The 17,830-nt window shown below is 64.1% G+C and carries 18 protein-coding genes and 1 pseudogene; 12 read left to right on the top strand and 7 right to left on the bottom strand.

All coding sequences use genetic code 11. The annotated features are described in order from the left end of the window. Positions 1-12: 12 nt before the first annotated feature. Both P0648_RS14695 and deoC read right to left on the bottom strand, forming a co-directional pair. Entirely contained in the window at positions 13-1,161 is a 1,149-nt protein-coding gene (locus P0648_RS14695) for a thiolase family protein (protein WP_276246512.1), read from the bottom strand. Positions 1,162-1,215: 54 nt separating this feature from the next. Then, positions 1,216-1,860 (bottom strand): deoxyribose-phosphate aldolase, encoded by a 645-nt coding sequence (deoC, locus tag P0648_RS14690; RefSeq protein ID WP_277504489.1) that lies wholly within the window; start codon positions 1,858-1,860, stop codon positions 1,216-1,218. Between the two features lie 72 nt (positions 1,861-1,932). Between deoC and P0648_RS14685 the strand changes: the two genes are divergently transcribed. The 5 genes from P0648_RS14685 to P0648_RS14665 are packed head-to-tail and all read left to right on the top strand — an operon-like array spanning position 1,933 to position 6,961. Next, entirely contained in the window at positions 1,933-2,892 is a 960-nt protein-coding gene (locus P0648_RS14685; protein WP_277504488.1) for a ribose 1,5-bisphosphate isomerase, read from the top strand. A gap of 42 nt (positions 2,893-2,934) precedes the next feature. After that, entirely contained in the window at positions 2,935-3,759 is an 825-nt protein-coding gene (locus P0648_RS14680; protein ID WP_277504486.1) for a DUF63 family protein, read from the top strand. 39 nt (positions 3,760-3,798) lie between these two features. Then, the gene (locus P0648_RS14675) at positions 3,799-4,674 is read left to right on the top strand and encodes a carbohydrate kinase family protein (RefSeq protein ID WP_277504485.1); all 876 of its coding nucleotides are present in this window, start codon (positions 3,799-3,801) and stop codon (positions 4,672-4,674) included. Between the two features lie 39 nt (positions 4,675-4,713). Next, complete coding sequence (locus tag P0648_RS14670; RefSeq protein WP_276246518.1) at positions 4,714-5,439, top strand: nucleoside phosphorylase; 726 nt, start codon at positions 4,714-4,716, stop codon at positions 5,437-5,439. 37 nt (positions 5,440-5,476) lie between these two features. Next, a complete protein-coding gene (locus P0648_RS14665) occupies positions 5,477-6,961 on the top strand; it encodes an HPP family protein (protein WP_276246519.1) in 1,485 nt (494 codons plus the stop codon). Here the strand turns inward: P0648_RS14665 and P0648_RS14660 are convergent. Beyond that, on the bottom strand, positions 6,958-8,127 hold the full coding sequence (locus tag P0648_RS14660; RefSeq protein WP_277504484.1) for an NAD-binding protein: 1,170 nt from the start codon (positions 8,125-8,127) through the stop codon (positions 6,958-6,960). The two genes, P0648_RS14665 and P0648_RS14660, sit on opposite strands and share 4 nt — an antisense overlap. A 123-nt stretch (positions 8,128-8,250) precedes the next feature. Here P0648_RS14660 and P0648_RS14655 point away from each other — a divergent pair. From P0648_RS14655 to P0648_RS14645, 3 genes and pseudogenes are all read left to right on the top strand, one after another. Continuing rightward, positions 8,251-9,497 (top strand): annotated as a pseudogene (locus tag P0648_RS14655) (potassium channel family protein). Next, complete coding sequence (locus tag P0648_RS14650) at positions 9,494-10,654, top strand: TrkA C-terminal domain-containing protein (RefSeq protein ID WP_276246522.1); 1,161 nt, start codon at positions 9,494-9,496, stop codon at positions 10,652-10,654. Before P0648_RS14655 ends, P0648_RS14650 begins: the two are co-directional and overlap by 4 nt. A gap of 43 nt (positions 10,655-10,697) precedes the next feature. Beyond that, positions 10,698-10,976 carry a ubiquitin-like small modifier protein 1 gene (locus tag P0648_RS14645; protein ID WP_276246523.1) on the top strand — a complete coding sequence of 93 codons (279 nt, stop codon included), beginning with the start codon at positions 10,698-10,700 and terminating at the stop codon, positions 10,974-10,976. Here P0648_RS14645 and P0648_RS14640 read toward each other — a convergent pair. Together P0648_RS14640 and gatD are read right to left on the bottom strand one after the other, a co-directional pair. Continuing rightward, positions 10,963-11,868, bottom strand: coding sequence for a GNAT family N-acetyltransferase (locus tag P0648_RS14640; protein WP_277504481.1), 906 nt, complete (start codon positions 11,866-11,868; stop codon positions 10,963-10,965). The two genes, P0648_RS14645 and P0648_RS14640, sit on opposite strands and share 14 nt — an antisense overlap. Then, positions 11,859-13,100, bottom strand: a complete 1,242-nt coding sequence (gatD, locus tag P0648_RS14635) for a Glu-tRNA(Gln) amidotransferase subunit GatD (RefSeq protein WP_276246525.1) — start codon at positions 13,098-13,100, stop codon at positions 11,859-11,861. Before gatD ends, P0648_RS14640 begins: the two co-directional genes overlap by 10 nt. Before the next feature lie 86 nt (positions 13,101-13,186). On the opposite strand from gatD, the gene P0648_RS14630 reads away from it, so the two are divergent. Next, on the top strand, positions 13,187-13,663 hold the full coding sequence (locus P0648_RS14630; protein WP_276246526.1) for a hypothetical protein: 477 nt from the start codon (positions 13,187-13,189) through the stop codon (positions 13,661-13,663). Here the strand turns inward: P0648_RS14630 and P0648_RS14625 are convergent. Further along, positions 13,660-14,322 carry a metalloregulator ArsR/SmtB family transcription factor gene (locus P0648_RS14625; RefSeq protein WP_276246527.1) on the bottom strand — a complete coding sequence of 221 codons (663 nt, stop codon included), beginning with the start codon at positions 14,320-14,322 and terminating at the stop codon, positions 13,660-13,662. The genes P0648_RS14630 and P0648_RS14625 overlap by 4 nt on opposite strands. A gap of 615 nt (positions 14,323-14,937) precedes the next feature. Between P0648_RS14625 and P0648_RS14620 the strand changes: the two genes are divergently transcribed. Continuing rightward, on the top strand, positions 14,938-15,747 hold the full coding sequence (locus tag P0648_RS14620) for a TrmB family transcriptional regulator (protein WP_277504479.1): 810 nt from the start codon (positions 14,938-14,940) through the stop codon (positions 15,745-15,747). 53 nt (positions 15,748-15,800) lie between these two features. Here the strand turns inward: P0648_RS14620 and P0648_RS14615 are convergent, their stop codons facing one another. Beyond that, complete coding sequence (locus P0648_RS14615) at positions 15,801-16,421, bottom strand: DUF1405 domain-containing protein (protein WP_276246529.1); 621 nt, start codon at positions 16,419-16,421, stop codon at positions 15,801-15,803. 116 nt (positions 16,422-16,537) lie between these two features. On the opposite strand from P0648_RS14615, the gene P0648_RS14610 reads away from it, so the two are divergent. Both P0648_RS14610 and P0648_RS14605 read left to right on the top strand, forming a co-directional pair. Beyond that, positions 16,538-16,879 carry a DUF5802 family protein gene (locus P0648_RS14610; protein WP_276248455.1) on the top strand — a complete coding sequence of 114 codons (342 nt, stop codon included), beginning with the start codon at positions 16,538-16,540 and terminating at the stop codon, positions 16,877-16,879. Positions 16,880-16,910: 31 nt separating this feature from the next. Beyond that, on the top strand, positions 16,911-17,795 hold the full coding sequence (locus tag P0648_RS14605; RefSeq protein WP_276246530.1) for a Vms1/Ankzf1 family peptidyl-tRNA hydrolase: 885 nt from the start codon (positions 16,911-16,913) through the stop codon (positions 17,793-17,795). The last annotated feature ends 35 nt before the right edge of the window (positions 17,796-17,830 follow it).

Here is a 17,830-nt window from a genome sequence, read left to right as displayed (position 1 = left end):
TCGACGGGACGCTCAGACCCGTTCGACGATGGTGGCGATTCCCTGTCCGAAGCCGATACACATCGTACAGAGGCCGTACCGTCCATCTGTCCGCTCCAGTTCGTGAACCAGTTTCGTGATGAGCGCCGCACCAGTCGCGCCGAGCGGGTGGCCGTGGGCGATTGCGCCGCCATTGACGTTCGTCTTGTTCCAGTCTGCACCCGTCTCCTCGAGCCACGCGAGTGCGACGGAGGCGAACGCCTCGTTGACCTCGAACAGGTCGATGTCGTCGATTTCCATGTCCGCCGTTTCGAGAACCTCCTCCGTCGCCGGAATCGGGCCGGTGAGCATGGTGATGGGATCTACGCCCACGACCGTGGATTCGACGATTCGCGCCATTGGCTCCCAGCCGTGTTCTTCGGCGGCTTCCTCGCTCGCGAGCAAGAGCGCACTCGACCCGTCGACGATACCTGAGGAATTCCCGGCGTGAAGCACGCCATTGCCCTCTTCGCGGAAGGAAAGGGGCAGACCACCGAGTGTCTCCTGGTCGGTTCCGGGTCGAGGATGTTCGTCCGTTTCGAGGGTGACCGGCTCCCCGTCGACTTCCGTCTCGACGGGCACGAGTTGGGAGTCGAACCGGCCTTTCTCGTTCGCCTGCCCCCAGCGCTGTTGGGAGGAGACGGCGAGACGGTCTACGTCCTCGCGGGAGAAGCCCCACTGCGCTGCGATACGCTCGGCGCCCTCGCCCTGCGTCGTCAATTCGTCGAAGTGCTGGAAGTAGGTGTCCGTGACCGACTGCCCGTCGCTCCCGAGCGGGACGCGAGTCATGTGTTCGACGCCACCCGCGACGAGCACGTCGTGCATCCCGGACATGATGTTCGCGGCGGCGAAGTTCACGGCCTGCTGGCCGGAGCCACACATGCGGTTCAACTGGACGCCGGGGACGCCGTCACCCCACCCCGCCACCATCGGCGCGAGGCGACCGATGTTCAGTCCCTGTTCGTCGACCGGGGTGACACAGCCGTAGATGACGTCCTCGATTAGTGTCGGGTCGAAGTCGTTGCGCGATTCGAGGGCTTCGAGGGGTTTCGCCGCGAGGTCCTGCGGATGGAGGTCCTTGAGCGACCCGCCGCGCTTGCCGAACGGTGTGCGAACTCCATCGACGATGACAGCGTCTTGCATAGACGTGTCTACGAGCTAATACCTGCAAAACGGTTCGGCCGGATAGAACCGGGATTACATCTGCGACTCGAGGAACGATTCCATGATTGCCACACCAGAAGACGCGCCGATGCGCTCTGCGCCCGCTTCAATCATCGCCTTCGCCTCGTCCCAGTTGCCGACGCCGCCGCTCGCCTTGACGGGGAGGTACTCGGCCATCAGTTCGACGTCGGGGACCGTCGCGCCGCCGTCTGCGAACCCGGTCGAGGTTTTCACGTAGGCCGCGTCTGCCTCTTTCGCCAACTCGCAGGCCTTGTGTTTCTCCTCGTCTGAGAGCAGGGCCGTCTCGATGATGACCTTCACGGGGAGTGGGACGGCGGCGACGACTTCCGCGATGTCGTGGCGGACGGCGTCGTACTCGCCGGCCTTCAGTCGGCCGATGTTGATGACCATGTCGATCTCGTCTGCGCCTGCGTTCCAGGCGTCCTCGGCTTCGTCGCGTTTGGCGGTGGTCGTGTTCTGGCCGTGGGGGAACCCGACGACGGTGGCGAGCGTGAGGTCGGGGGCGTATTCGCTCGCTTCGTCGATGTAGCACGGCGGGATACAGACGTTCATTCCGTACTTCTGGGCGTCGTCGAGGACGGTCCGCACGTCGTCGAAGGTGGTCTCCGGCCCGAGGACCGTGTGGTCGATCATCGAGGCGAGACGGGCTGCGTTCATAACACACCACAATATCTGCCGGATTAAAAAACGCCCCATCGACTTTTCCGCTCGGGGAGCCAAGTATGTGACATGAACGCGCCTGACACACTTCACGCGGAAGTGACGGAGACGGCCACCGCCATCGCGGAGATGGAAATCCGGGGGGCGGCGACCATCGCGGGTGCTGCTGCCCGCGCGCTCGGGGCGCAGGCCGCGGCGAGCACCGCGAGTTCGCCCGAGGAGTTTCGCTCGGAGATGCGCGTCGCTGCCCGCGTCCTCCACGACACCCGACCGACGGCAGTCAGCCTTCCCAACGCCCTCCGGTACGTCCTGAACGACCTTCACGGCGACACGGTCGAAGACCTTCGCGCGACGGTCGACCGCCGCGTTACCGCCTTCCTCGATCAGCTAGCCCACGCCCAGGACGAACTCGGTCGCTTCGGCGGCAACCGCCTCCGGGACGGCGACACCATCATGACTCACTGCCACTCGACGGACGTAGTTGCCTGCGTCCGGGCCGCCGTCGAGGAGGGAAAAGAACTCACCGCGTACGTACGCGAGACCCGACCCCGCAACCAGGGCCATATCACGGCCCACGAACTCACCGAACTCGGCGTGGACGTGACGCTCATCGTGGACAACGCTGCGCGCCACTACCTGAACGAGGTAGACCACGTCCTCGTCGGCGCGGACAGCATCGCCGCAGATGGGTCGGTCATCAACAAAATCGGCACCAGCGGCCTCGCCGTGAACGCCCGCGACATGGGCACGCAGGTGATGGTCGCCGCCCAGACCATCAAACTCCACCCGGCGACGATGACGGGACACACCGTCGAAATCGAGGAGCGCGACGCGGGCGAGGTCATCTCCGAAGCCGACCGCGCCGAGATTGGGACCATCCGCGTCGAGAATCCGGCGTTCGACGTGACCCCGCCGCGGTATGTTGACGCCATCGTCACCGAACGCGGCCAGTTCCCACCCGAGAGCATCGTCATCCTCATGCGCGAACTGTTCGGCGAGCGCGTGACGAACCCGTGGGAATCGCCCTGAGAGACCGCAACGGGTTTACTCCTTCCGGCCGCGATTTTCGCTATGGTACTTCCGGACGGCTTTTCGATTCCACCGCTCCCCGTACTCGTGGTTCTCTTCGTCGCCCTTCTCGCCGTCGCGGGCGCGCTCTACCGACGAAAACCGCCGGTTACGCGGAAGGTCGTCGTCGCGTTCGCCCCGTGGATGGTCGTGGGGTCGAGTCTCTACGTCCTCTACCAGATAGAGGGCCTCCCGCAGGCGATTGCACCGTTTTTCAGTTCTCCGACCGTCTACGGTTCGACGTTCGTCATCGCCGGGGCTATCTGGGCGCTCGTGGCGGGGCGACCTGCAGACGAGTGGTCGCTGCGTGCTGCACCCGGCCTCCTCGCCGCAACTGGACTCCTCGGCGTCGTCCTCGTCGCGGGCGCGACCCTCGCCATCGGCAGTTCATCAGGACTCATGCTGTTCTGGCCGGCAGTGGGTCTCGTCGTCTCCGTTATCCTCGCGACGCTTGTCTGGGCCGGCGTGCGCGTCGGTCTTCCCGACATCACGAAGACGACGGGAAGCGCGGGCGCACTCGTCGTCTTCGCCCACACGCTCGACGGGGTTTCGACCGCCGTCGGCATCGACGCACTCAACTTCGGCGAGCAGACGCCACTGTCGCGGGCCATCATCGAGTTCGCCGCCGCGTTACCAACCGCCGAGGTGCTCGGAACCGTTTGGTTGTTCGTCCTCGTGAAAATCGCCCTCGCGACCGTCGTCGTCACCTTCCTCGCCGAATCGGTGCGCGACCGACCCCGTGAGGGTTACCTCCTGCTCGCGCTGGTCGCCGCCGTGGGCCTCGGTCCCGGCGCGCACAACCTGTTGCTGTTCACCGTCCTCGGGTGAGCAGACTTTTTTGTGACGGCCCCCGAACTGAGGCTGGAAATGCCTCGCGTCATCTGTGCCGGTCACGTAAACTGGGACCTGACATTGCGCGTAGACCGCCTCCCCGAACCCGACGGCGAGGCCCTCATCGAGTCCCAACTCAGGGCCGGCGGCGGCAGCGCGGCGAACACGGCTGTCGCGCTCACCGGGCTCGGCACCGACGTGGGCCTCATCGGCAGCGTCGGCACCGACGAGAACGGGCGTGACGCACGCGAGGAACTCACCAACGCAGGCCTCGACCTCTCACACCTGCTTACTGTGGCGGGCGAAACCGCGGTCAAGTACCTCATCGTGGACCCGACGGGCGAGGTGATGGTGCTCGGAAACAAGGGGGCGAACGAAGCCGTCACACCCGACGACGTAGACCCCGAGTACGTCCGAAGCGCCGACCACATCCACCTCACGAGCCAGCGCCCCGACACGGCCGCCCACATCGCCCAACTCGCCGCCGAGGCAGGCATCCCGGTCAGTTTCGACCCCGGTCGCCGCGTGGTCGACCGCGACTTCTCGGCCACGCTCCCGCACGTTGATTACCTCCTGCTCAACCGATACGAAGCCGAGCAAGCCGAGGACAAGTTCGACCTCGACACCCCAGACCGCGTCGTCGTCACCAAGTTCGGTGCGGGCGGGGCACAACTCATCACGGACGGTAAACTCGCCTCTCACGCCGGGTTCGACGTCGAAACCACCGATTCGACTGGGGCGGGTGATGCGTTCGCTGCGGGGTTCATCCACGCACAACTTGCGGGTAAACTACTTCCTGCGTCACTCGAATTCGCTGCGGCGTGTGGCGCACTCGCCAGCCAACAGTCCGGGGCGCGCACCTCGCTCTCTCCAGCGCGCGTCCGAGCGTTCCTCGCCGACCACGAGGCGTGAATCCGCCGTATTTTTGCCGTCGCCTCGTGAACTGCGACTATGGCAAAACAGCCCCACCTCCTCGTCTCCGAAGGCGACGTCCACGACATCGCGCTCATCCCCGGCGACCCGGGCCGCGTAGACCGCATCGCGAGCCAGTGTGAGAACGTCGAACTCGTCGCCGAGAACCGCGAGTACAAGGTCGTAAACGCCGAGTTCGAGGGCCGAGAACTCACCATCTGCTCGACAGGGATTGGCTGTCCATCCGCCGCCATTGCCGTCGAGGAACTCTCTCGCGTCGGCGTCGAGACGTTCATCCGCGTCGGCACTACCGGCGCACTCCAGCGCGGCATCGAAATCGGCGACATGATCGTCGCGACCGGGGCGGCGAAAAACGAGGGCACCTCCAAACGCTACGAGGACGTCGAATTCCCCGCCGTCCCCGACTTCGACGTGCTCTCGGAACTCGTGAACGCCGCCGAGGCAAACGACGAAGACGTTCACGTCGGCCCAATCGCCTCCGACGACGCGTTCTACGCGGAAACCGACGAGTTCGTCGAGGCGTGGGAAGCCGCGAACCTCCTCTCCGTCGAGATGGAAGCTGCGGCCGTATTCACGCTCGCCCGTCGCAAGGGCCTTCGCGCCGGCGCAATCTGCACCGTCGACGGCAACCTCGTCGAGGGCACCCAGAAGGGCGAAACCGAGGGTGAGGAACTCCCCGACAAGGCGAAGAACAACGTCGAGCGCGCTATCCGCATCGCGCTCACGGCGACCACCTCCCTGTAAGGAAACGCCTTTCTCACTCACTTTCGAACGTGCGGCCATGCGCTCTCAGGTGCGCCGCCGCCTCTCCACCTACTACGCTCGCCTCCAGCGCCTCGAACGCCGCCAGATGCGCGACCTCAGGCGCTGGATGGAGGGCACCCGAAACCTAATTCATCTGACGGTTATCATTCTCGTCCCGCTGCTCATCGCTCTCGTCACCGCCATCTCGAACTCGGTCGCCCAACTATCCTTCCTGCTGTTTCCGCCACTCGCCGCCGGGACCTACACCCTCTTTGCCGACCCCGAAGGCAAGTATTCGAAACCCGGGAAGTTCGTCGCCGGACTCACCATCGGCGCGCTCTGTGGCTGGGTCGCCCTCGAGATCGCGGTACTCGGCTTTCTCGAAATGCCGCCGACCGGGCGCTCCGTCAGCGCGACGAGCGCCGCCATCGGCATCTTCCTCACTGGCGTCGCGACGTGGGTGTTCGACATCGAGGAACCCTCCGCGTTTTCAACCGCCCTACTCGCGCTGGTCACCGGCTCCACACAGCTCGATTACGTCATCTCCGTCGCCCTCTCGAGTTCGCTCGTCGCGCTCGTGTTCGTCTTCTGGAAAGAGCAGTTCTACCACCGCCGCGCCCGCTATCTCTACCAATCGACGAAGGGTGACGACCACGTCCTCGTCCCGATGCGCGGAGAGGCACAGGTCGCCACCGCGATGTTCGGAGCCCGCCTCGCCGCCGCCCACGACGCCGGAAAGGTGGTGTTGCTCGATATCGTGGACGACGCAGCCCTCGCCGAGGCGGAAGCCCAACTCGTCGACGAACGCGACGTGACCGCGCTCACAGAGGAGGCAGACGAGGAATCCATCGCAGAACAGGCCGAGACGAAAGCCGCTTCCGAGGCCGCGACGCGCCTCGAAGCCCGCGCCAATCGTCTCAAGACGAAAGTCGGCGTGCCCGTCGAAGTCGTGGTCGCGGTGGACGGCAACACCCCCGCCCAGACGGTCATCCAGACCGCTCGGTCCACCAACTGCGACCTCATCGTCTCGCCGTACGAAGAACGTCACGGGGCGCTCTCGCCGTTCATCCGGACCCTGTTTCGCAGCGAGGTGGACGTGGCGGTTCACCGTTCGAGCGGTGGGCGGTCGCGCTGGCGACGCATTCTCGTTCCCATCCGCAGCCCGAGCGACGTGGGCCACGCCATGATCGACTTCGCGCTGCGGCTCACCGGGCGGACGGGACGGGTGAGCGTGGCCCACTGCATCACCGCCCGCGAGCAGCGCCGGGAGGCTGAGAATATGCTCGCTGACCTCGTCGACGCCTTCGAGGGGAATCTGGAGACGCGCGTCTCGCGGTCGAAGATAGAGGATTTCCTCACGGCGAACGCCAGTCAGTACGACCTCGTCTTCCTCGGGGCGAGCACCGACCGGTCTGCGGCCTCACGGCTCATCTCCCCGCCGACGTTCGAGCGGATTCAGGACCTCGACTGCGACGTGGCCATCGTCGATCGGGGTAAACACCCGCTCCCGACGTTCGATTAGACGTTATTGTTCTTTTCGTCTACGTCGAGGATGCGGTCTGCGAACGCCTCCATGCCCCGCTGACCGAGGGCGGACTGGACGAGCAGGTGGCCGCCGATGACCGCCGGACTGATGACGGTGTCCGCACCGGCGCGTTTCAGTTTCTGGATGTTCTCGCGTTCGGTGGCGGCGGCGACGATGTTGATGTCGGGATTCAACTGCCGCGCGGTGAGAATCGAGAGGGCGTCCTCCGCGTCGGAGTTGGTCGCCGCGACCACCGCCTTCGCGCGGTCGATGCCGACGCGTTCGAGGACGGGTTCGTCGGAAGGTTCACCGGTCAACACCTTGTAGCCCCGGTCTGAGAGGTCTGTGGTGTGTTCCTTGTCCGGGACGACGACCACGAACTCGGAGGTCGTCTGCAGTTCTTCTAAAATCGGTTCGGTCAGTTCGCCGTAGCCGAGGACGACGACGTGGTTTTCGAGGGTTGCGAGTTGTGATTCGCTCATGATACCAAGTGCTCGTGAGAAGCGCGCTTCGATGGCGGGGCCGAGGACGGACCCGAGGGCGATTGCGAAACTGGCGGTGCCGATGACGATGACCGTCATGCCGAACAGACGGGCGACGGGCGTCGCGGGGGAGGCGTCACCGTAGCCGACCGTGCTCGCGGTTACCAGGGTGAAGTAGAAGGCATCGACGAGGTTGTTGATGCCGGTGAACTGCTCGCGCAGGGCGAACGTCCCGACGGTGCCGTAAATCTGCGCCCCGACGATGGCGGCGACCGCCCCGAGTTGGGTCGTCGAAAGCGAAATTTCCTGGGTGAATCGCTTTCGGTGAAGCCCGACGACGGGGAGTGCGAGCAACGAGAGCGCCACCAGCGGCAGCGACAGCGAGTTCGACTGGAGGAGGCCCTGTGCGGCAGTAAGCGGCAGCAGCACCATCGTCAATATCCACCCGGCTTCGAGCCCCCGCCTGAGGCCGAGCACGCCGACGAGCAGGAGGAATCCGGTCAGTGCGCCCGTGAACCCGGCCGTCTCCTGGACAGCGTCGGGGACGTAGGGACTGAGCGGTCCCGGCACGACCGTCGGCGTCGCGATGTTCGCCACGCCAGTCGCGAAGGAGAGCAACGCCACTGACAGTGTCAACAGGATGGCGATGCGGGTGCTGAACCAGGCGCGCCTCCGTTCCATACACGTGTCTGGTTCCGTGATAGTATATAAACCTCCCACTTCCCATACTCGTTGGCGGCGGTACAACCACTCGTTACTCGCGGGTTCCGGTACTGGTAAAGTCCCTCCGTGTGTGGGTCAATTATGGTTCAGTCGTTTCCGATTCAGGTGCTTCTCGGCATCTATCTCGGACTTTTGACGGGGATAATCCCCGGCCTCATCGCGTTCACGCTGGGGTTCGTCTTCAAGTATTTTACCGGGGTGACGCTACCCGGGTTCGGTGTGGTGACCCTCGGAGTCGCCATCGCGGGCATCAACGGCGGCCTGCTCGGCCTCATCGACCCTACCATCGGGAGTTCGCCCACGCTCCTCGTCGCCGCCATCGTGGTGATGATGGTGACGCTTTACACCCACTCAATCGGCGACAAACTCGGCGCTGAATTCCCAAAGCGACTCTCACTCAAACGCCTTCGCGAGCAGAAACTCTCCCAGGACGTGTTGAACCGGGTCGGGGTTCGCGGCGAGATTCAGATAGACATCGTCGGCCCAGTCGGCGACATGGAGGGCTATCCGCCGCTCTCGACCGACCTGCGGACGGCGATTCAGGAGTCGAAACTCTCCTTTCCCCACGACCTCCCGCTCTCTGAACTCGAAGCGCGCATCGCAGACCGACTCAAGAACGACCACGACCTCGCCGACGTGGCGGTGACGGTCGATTCACAGGCGAAAGCGAGCGTCAACGCCGCCCCGCCGAGTGGCAGCCTCTCTCGGCGCGTCCCGAAGGGAACCCGGGCGGTATCGCTCGATGCCCTCGTTCCGACCGGCATCGCCCGTGGGGACGAGGTAGAACTCAGGACGACCGCCGGGACAGTCACGGGACCGGTCGTCTCCGCGCAGTCCACCGAAGGCGGTGAGCCGGCGAAACCGGCCGCCGAGGTCACCGACGGCGGCGAAGACGCCGCGACGCCCGCACCGGCCCCCACGCGCCGACGACGACCGGCGGCGACGGACGAATCACCGTCGCAGTGGAGCGTGCAGCGGCGAAGCAACTCCTCGGCGTAGCGTCCGGGCGCGTCGTGACGAACGCCCGAGGGACGCGCAGAGAGTACGAACTCGTCTCGCTGTTGCGCCGGGCGGGCAAACGCTTCCAGAAAATCAGCGTCCGTGCGGCCGGCGAACTCGACGGCCACACCCTCGGCGACGTCGGGGTACGAACTAATTACGACGTGGCCGTCCTCGCCGTGAAACGTTCGACGAAGGCCGAGACGAACGGGTCTGCTCGCGGCTGGGTGTTCGCGCCGCGGGGTGAAACCATGCTCGCGGCCGGTGACGAACTGTTCGTCGTCGGGACGCGCGACGCGCTCGCGTCGTTCAAGGAGGTGGCGGCGTGACGCTCGTCGAAAATCTCCTTCAGTCGGTCCTTGCATCTGCGGTTTCGGTCGTCGGGATGGGACTGCTCGGCCTCGCCGGTGCGCTGGCGCTCGCGTTCGTCTACCGCTGGTACTCCCGCCAGAAGTCCCCGCGAAGCGTCGCCATCCTCGTTGGCCTCTCTGCGGTCTCGCTGTGGCTAAACACTGACTTCGCGCTCAAGCAGGTCATCACCGACGGTAACCTCGCTGACCTCCAGACGAACGCCATCGTCACCATCGCTTCGTTCATCGCCGGTGGCATCGGAGCCTCTATCGGCCATCAGATCGGCGACGACCTCGCGGTTCGATTCTTCGCCATCTCGGGAGTCAAGGACCTGAACCGCGAGATGAGCCAACTCGTTCAATCAGTTGGGCGGACGATTACGGTCACGCTCCCCGAGGAGATTCACGACATCGAGGGGTACGACCCGGCCGACGACGCGACCAAGGAGAAACTCTCGGGTATCTCGCTCGTGTTTCCGCGGAAACTCACCGTTGGCGAACTCAAGAGTCGCCTCGTCTCCCGGCTCAAAGAGGACTACAGCGTCGGCCACGTGGACATCGAACTGGACGAGAGCGGCACCGTCACCTTCCTCGCAATCGGGAGTCGGGCCGCCGGCCTCGGGCCGACGCTTCCCCCGGGAAAAGTCGCCCTCGCCATCCACGCAGACCCCGCCCACGGCGCGAGCGCGGGCGACCTCGTGCAAGTGTGGAAGCCGGGACCGGAACCCGAACTCGTGACCGCGGCGGAACTGCGCGCTCGCGTCGAAGACATCGTCACGCTCGTCGTCGATGCGGGCGACGCAGATCTCCTCTCTGCGGAGGAGCAGTACCGCCTCATCACGCTCCCCTCCGAACCGCTCCCCGACCGCGAGTTTGCCTCGCTGCTTCGGGCCGCGGACGAGACCATGGGGGCGATTGCCGTCCACGAGTCGAGTGCCCTCGTCGGCACGATGCTCGGCGACCTCGACTCGACCATCGTCGCCATCAAACCCCAGTCAGGCGGCGTGAGCGCGATTCCGTCGCGCAGCCACGTCCTCGAAGCGGGTGACACTATCTACGTCATCGCCCGCCCGGAGGAACTGCGGCGGCTCGAAGCCGTCACCGGCCCATCGAAACAGCAGACGCCGGCCGAGTGAATTCCGGCGAGGCTTTTTCTTCTCGCGGGAGAGACCCACAGACATGCAGTGGAAACTCTTCGCGAATCTCGCGGAAGCGGCTGGCGAGAAAGAGCCGCCAGTCGATGCACAACCGGGTGACACCCTCGGTGACGCGCTCTCCGCCCTCGTCTCTCAATACCCAGCGCTCCGGGACGAACTCTTAGACGAGGAGGGCAACCTCTACGACCACATCCGCGTCCTCAGAAACGGGCGCAGCCCATTCGTGAAAAACGACGGCCTCGATACCGTGTTAGAAGAAGGCGACGAACTCGCCCTGTTCCCCCCGGTCAGTGGCGGGTAGTCAGGTCGGCTTCGAGGACGAAGTCGGGTTCTTTGTGGATTTGCACCCGAGCGGCGGCCGCATCGCTCACGTAGCGAACCGTTTCGGGGACGAGGACGCGCGTGCGGTCTACCCCCTGCGCGGCAGCGTCGGCACTGAGCGCGGCGAACAGTGACCGCGCCGCATCGACGTCATCCCACGCACCGACGCCGTATTCGGCGTAGGTGTGGGTCTCTCCGTCGTCGTTGGTGTGCTCGTAGGTTCGATTCCGGTAGGCCATGGCGACCGTGCCCTCGTCTTGGACGGCGAAGACGGCATCCTCCTCGAGGGTTCTGAGTTTGTCGAGCGTGAGCTCCGAGAGGGCCCACGACTCGTTGAAATCGAGGCTGAGTCCGGCGAGGTGCGTGCGAGCAGCCGAGCGATTCCAGTAGCTCCACGCGGCTTCTGCGTCGTGGGTGACGGTCATGGTTGGCGTGGCGTCCGCGTCGGGTTCTGGTTTCACGAAGCGGAACTCGGTCGCCGGTTCGAAGCCGACGGCCCGCGACTGGCCAAGTCCACCCATATTCCACGAGTACACCATGTTGCGGGCGACGGTCGCGCCCCGCTCTGCGGCCCAGTCGAAGAACGCCTCGGAGAGCCGTCGGGCGATTCCCTGCCCGCGGAACGCCGGATTGACGCGCATCCCCTGCCCCCAGGCTTCGTGGTCAGAGAGCATGACCCCCTGCGTGAGGCCAGCGATGTCGGCGCCAGCATCGACGACGAACGTCCGTCGGGTGTCACTCTCTGCTTCGACCCAGCGCTCGATGACCCACGGGATGTGGTCGTCGACGCCGTGGTCGTCCCACGTTTCCTGTGTAAACGCGACGATTGGGTCGACGTCAGACTCGCGTATTGGTCTGACCGTCAGTTCCATGGGACCGACCGCTCGGTTATCTCGCCGGCGAGCGGCGTCTGCATCGTCCCGACGACGTCGTCGGTATTCGCGAGCGCCCACATCAGCTTGACCTTGGCCGTGCCGGGGAGCATGTCCTCGCCCTCGACGACGCCCGCGTCGAGCAGGTCGCGGCCGGTGTCGTACACCCGGTCGCAGACGCGCCCGGAGAGACACTGGCTGGTCATGACGACGACGGTTCCGTCCTCGACGAGGTCGCGGATGTGCGGAATCCAGTCGGTGTGGACGTGGCCGAGGCCGGTTCCCTCGATGACGACGCCCGCTTTCCCCTCCAGGACGTCGAGGAACGCCGGGTCCATCCCCGGGGTGAATTTGACTAGTTCCACGTCGGTTTCGATGTCCGGGGCGATGGCGAGGTCGCGCTCGCCGCGTTTCGTGTAGTCGCGTCGGAAGGTGAGTTCCTCCGTGTCGTAGTCGATTTCGCCGAGGGGCTTCGCCCCGATGGTCTGGAAGGCGTCGCGCCGGGAGGTGTGGTTCTTCCGGACGCGCGTGCCCTCGTGGAGCGCGCAGGTGGTGTCGCTCTCGGTGGCGTGCATGCAGACGAGCACCTCCGCGCAGTCGCTTTTCGCGGCTTCGACCGCACAAACAGCATTCATCACGTTGTCGGAGGACGGCCGGTCAGCAGAGCGCTGACTGCCGGTGAAGACGATGGGGACGGGCGTCTCTATCATGAAGGACATCGCGCTCGCGGTGAACTGCATCGTGTCGGTGCCGTGCATAACCACGACGCCGTCCGCGCCGTTCTCGATTTCCTCGTAGATGGCGTGGGCGAGGTCCTGCCAGACATCGGACGTCATGTTCTCAGAGAGGATGTTCGCGACGACGCGCCCGCGGTAGTTCGCCCGCCCGGCGAGGTCGGGAACTGCGCGAAGCACGTCTTCTGCGTCGAACTGAGCGGTTACCGCGCCGGTGCGGTAGTCCACCGTAGAGGCGATGGTGCCGCCGGTCGAGATGAGGGCGATGGTCGGGAGGTCCTCGTCGAATTCGACTTCCGACACCTCGCTCGTCTCGCCGGGCTCGATCTGATAGACGTCAGATTCGAGCACTTCGACCTCGGCGTTGTCGCGGGCGATACCGACGTTGTAGCCGCCGTCTAGCTTGACGACGAGCGTCTCCTGGGTGGTCGACGGCAGCAGCACACCTTCGTAGGTCTGCTCGCCGCGTTCGACGCGGACGCGGTCCCCTGGGTTCATACGCCTCGCTACCGCGTGACTGGACTTGAACCCTGCCATCTTTCTCCCACCAAACACCCATATTCGCCCGCCACGAACCACCAGTCATGGCAGAGCGTACAGAAGAACTCACGCGGACGCGCACGACGCGCGAATCGGCTGCGTCGGCCCCGGACACCACGAGTGAGGAATCGAGCGGCGGCCTCGTCTCTCGACTGCGTCCCCGCCGCCCGCGACTGTCGCGGCTCTTCGACCCGAAATTCTTCCTGCTCGCCCTCGTGGCGACGCTCGTCGGTCTGTTCGCCGGCGGATTTACGCCGCTTGGCCCGATTGGCAGCCTCGCGGGCCTCGGCGTCGCTGCGTTCCTCCTCGGCATGCTGGCCGACGAACGGCGTTACCTCGAGGTCGGGGCCGCGGGCGCACTCGCCTCCGGCGTGAGCGCGTTGCTCACCAATCTGTTTCTGTCGGCCGCCGGGTTTGGCGTCCCCATCGCACTTTTCGGCGCGAGCGCGGGACTCGGCATCGCAGTCGTCGGGTTCTACGTCGCCCGTGACCTGAAAAAGGGGTTCTCGAAGGAGCTTTAGCCGGCTATCTTCCAGACGTCGTTCTCGACGTACACTAGCCCGCGGTCTGCCATCTGATAGAGTGCGTCTTCGACAATTGGGTAGGGCGCTTCGACGACGGTGGCCACCTTCGCGGTGGTGTCTGCGCCGCCCGCCATCGCCCGCAAGATGTCGGTGAACAGCCGGGCGTTCGCGTCGCCAACGTACTCGGAGAGACGGTCCATCACCTCGGTGAGGCGGCCCTGCACCCACCGCTGGGCCATCGACAGCTCGCTTTCGAGCTGTTCTAAGTTGTTGAGTTCCGCGGCCACGTCCGCGAGCGAGGCCTCGCCGTTCGTGCTCGTCGTCTTCACGTTGAGCGTGAGGTGGCGACAGGTCGTCTTCATGTCGAGGCTCGAACTGGCGGGATAGGCACTCTTCGTGCCGAAACTGTACGGCGAGACGTTGACCTCGAGCCGGAGATTTCGCGCGATGTGGAAGTACTTCCGGCGCTGGTCGTCGGTTCGACTCTCGACGAGTCCCGCGTCTTCGAGTTTCCGGAGGTGGTCGATGACTGCCTTCGGGCTGACGCCGAGGTACTCACTAATCTCGGTGACGTAGCACGGCTTGCGTGCGAGCAATCGCAGGATGCGCCGGCGATTTTCGTTTCCGAGTAAGTCGAGTAAGGCAGCCGAATCCATTAGCTTCCCTTTAGCAGTCTGTGGGCAAAAGGATACCTCACTGGAAACGAGCGTCAATTGACGAGTTTACGTTGTAACCCGTCTCTTATCCATCCAGTATGAAACCACGGTACACGCCGTGTCACCCTACTGAGAAACGACGTGGCGTGTACCGAGAAGTGGCTCCGGCCCCCCATCGCAAAGTGGATACCCCACGCTCGACAACCTGTCGAGTCGCGTACCTGTGACCTGGTACGCAATACATAGAGACGGGCTGTCAGGGTAAGACTTTGTTTCACCCGATTACGGATTTTACGTAATGTCGTGACAGCTGTAGCGTTGGGACTCGCCTCTCAAAATCGCTAAAATGGGGGAGGGGGGAGGGAGTTGCTCAGATATCGGTACGGCGGCTGGGGGTTGGGCCTCCCAGCCACGTACCACCTTGGTATTCTCTTCGGGGGGTAAAGAACATTGTGTGATTTTCTGGGTGAATCCCTCCAATCAAAACATCTCGTGTTGATTTTCGCGGTAACTCGAACCCATCTGAAAACCGGACAAAATCACCCTCCTCTTATTGCAGTCGGTCCTATATGTTATATAGAAGCCTGGCCGTGTGGTCAGGCAATGGTCGGGCCCATGACCGAAAGCACGAATCCAAATACAGCCGTCGACCTGTTACAACAACTCGGACTGAAAGAGTACGAAGCTCGCTGTTTCGTTGCCCTCACACAGTTACCGACTGGCACCGCGAAAGAAATCAGTGAACTCGCTGATATTCCTCGCACGCGCGTCTACGACGCCATCAGAGTCTTAGAGGCAGAGGGACTGGTCAGCGTTCAACACGGCAGTCCGCGACAGTTTCGTGCCGTCTCTGTTTCCGAAGCAGCGGAGACGCTTAGATTGCAGTATCTCGACCGAATCGAATCGCTCGAACGGACGCTCAACAATCTCAGCAAGCCGGAAGCCAATTCTGATACCGAATCTGCGGAGGTGTGGACGCTCAACAGTCGGCATGCCATCGAATCTCGGACGCTCGAACTCATCGACGAAGCAGAATCCGAAATCGTCCTCGTCCTCGCGGACGATGCGATGCTCTCTGACCCACTTTTCGAGCGCCTCAAATCGGCAAAAGACCGCGGCATCGACGTCATCGTCAGCGGCTTTTCTCCGTCGGTTATCTCGAGGCTCTCCGACGAATTGACGATGATTAGCGTGTTCGAGTCGGAGCTCGACTGGCTTACGGGACAGCACGTAGCCGGTGAGGCGGCGGTCGGTCGCCTCCTTCTCACCGACAAATCGAACCTCTTCGTCAGCTCCATTCAGGGAGACATGAGTCAAACTGGGAACACGACCGAGGAACACGCTGTGTTCGCGAGCGGACTCACCAACGGACTGGTCGTAATCGCGCGCCGACTCATCTCGACGGGACGAAACTCGCTGGACTAGTCGCACATCGTATCCATCTGTCACACCGTCGTTTCTTGCGACTCCCCACGTCGTCACCGGGCCGTGGCGTCGTATCGGTCGAACGCTCGCGAGGCAAGCCAGACCGTTCCGACCGAGAGCAGGACGGTCACGAGGGGCAGGACGATGCCAGGCTCGTAGCGAAGCGGCGGGTAGAGTCCGAGCCCGTAGTCGATGTAATCGTTGACGAGGAGTGCGCCGAGCGCGGCCAGAAGCGCCCCGCGAGTCGTCTTTCCGTAGTGGGGGATGAGGTAGGCTTCGCCGACGAAACCGAGGTGGGTGAGGATGATGCCGAAGTAGGCCCACACTTCCGGGAAGTACAGCGAGAAGCCAAGATTTAGCGCGATGGCCGTCCAGATGCCGTACTTGACGAGCCAGACGAACGCGAAGGTGTGGAGGTAGGCGAGCGCGAGATTCTGTGGTGCGTCGTCGAGTCGCCGCCCGAGGTTCGGGACGAGCACCACGAGCGAGAGCGTCGCGAGGAACACGGCGGTCGGCGAGTCGGTGTAAAACGGCCAGAGGAACGTCGAGACGCCGGGCATCGTTTCGACGTAGAACCGGATGCCGACGAGGATGGCCACCGCGTTGGCGAAGACGAGCCACGTCAGGCTGGGAGCGTTTTCGAGATAGTAGCGGGCGTAGCGCTCCGGAATCATAGTCTGGCCTCCGGGCCGCGGAATGAAAGGCGTGTCGTGTGCCGTGTTTGCACGTCGACATAAATCTGCTGGCAAACGCTTATCACCAAAATTGTGCTATGTTACCATGTACCAAAATGTTCGAGCGATTCTCAAGTGGCTACTACGTCGGCCAGTTGTACGTCGAACCGTACGACGGTGACGTGGCGCTGATGCACCAGTCCCAACACGAGCGAGTGAACGAACAGGTCTACGCGACGGCGGGAGTCGCCCGCGCGGACTACCCGCTCGTGATGAAACTCGGTCATTGCCACTTCTCGGTCCACGCCGACGCGGGCGTGCCGGAGTACTCGCTGTTCGTCCCCGAGTCGCTCAATCGGGCGGTGGGACTCGAAAATCCACCCGAACGCCGGGAGGTCTGGCTTGCCCGGGCCAATCGCGCCCAGCAGTTGCTCCGCATCGCGGGCGCAGTCGCCTGATTTTAAGAGGCTCCCCCGCTTTGTTCGACCGATGTTCGACGACCTGCTCGGCCGCACGGAACTCAAATCACGCATCGAGGAACTCGAAGAGGAAAAACGCCACCTCGAACGCCAACTCGAGGCCGAGCAGGACCGCCGCGCCGACGCTGTGAGCGCCCGCCAGACCGCAGAAGAGCGGGTCAACCGCCTCGAAGACCGTATCGCGAGCCTCGAAGGCCGCCTCGACCAACCCGACGAAGAGCGATCGCTCGCCGTCCGCCGCGAGGAGCGACTTCGCGGCGACCGCCTCGAGGAGGTGCTCTCACGGCTTGAATCCGTGCGGACAGGTCCCGAAGGGGCGCTTTCTGCGGTCGTCACGGAATCGGTTCCCGAAGACGTATCCGACCTGCTCGACGACCGGGCGGCGCTGGTCTCGCAAGCCGTACCCTGTGTCTTCTTCGGCGACGACGCGGGTCTCGTGAGCGTCGTCCTCGAACCGCCGCTGGTCCCCGACGAACGGACGACGTGGGACGACCACTTCGCGTTCGACCGGGCGTGGTTCGAACCGACCGGGACGTTCGCCTTCGCGCTCGTCCGCTCCGACCTGTTCGCCCTCGGGGAGTACGACGGCCGCGAGCGCGTCTCCCTCACCGGGTTCGAAACCGACGTGAAGAGCAACCACTCGAAAGGTGGCTTCTCGCAGGGCCGATTCGAGCGCATCCGCGAGGGACAAATCGCAGACCACGTCCAACGCTGTCTCGACGCGGTCGAGCGAATCGACGCAGACCGCCTCATCGTCGTCGGCGAGCGCACCGTCCTCGGGAAATTCAAAGAGCACGCCGACGCGACCCGGACGGTGGACGCGACGGGCGACCCCGAAACCGCACTGGACGATGCGTTTCGGGACTTCTTCACGACGCGCCTGTCAACCATCTGAGTCTCCGCCTCCGCGAGAATTAAGGGACCCCTCAC

This window comes from Haladaptatus sp. DYSN1, from assembly GCF_029489995.1.
GTDB lineage: Archaea > Halobacteriota > Halobacteria > Halobacteriales > Halococcaceae > QDMS2.
Note: the sequence above shows the minus strand (reverse complement) of the source record. Positions and strands in the feature narration are given on the sequence as shown.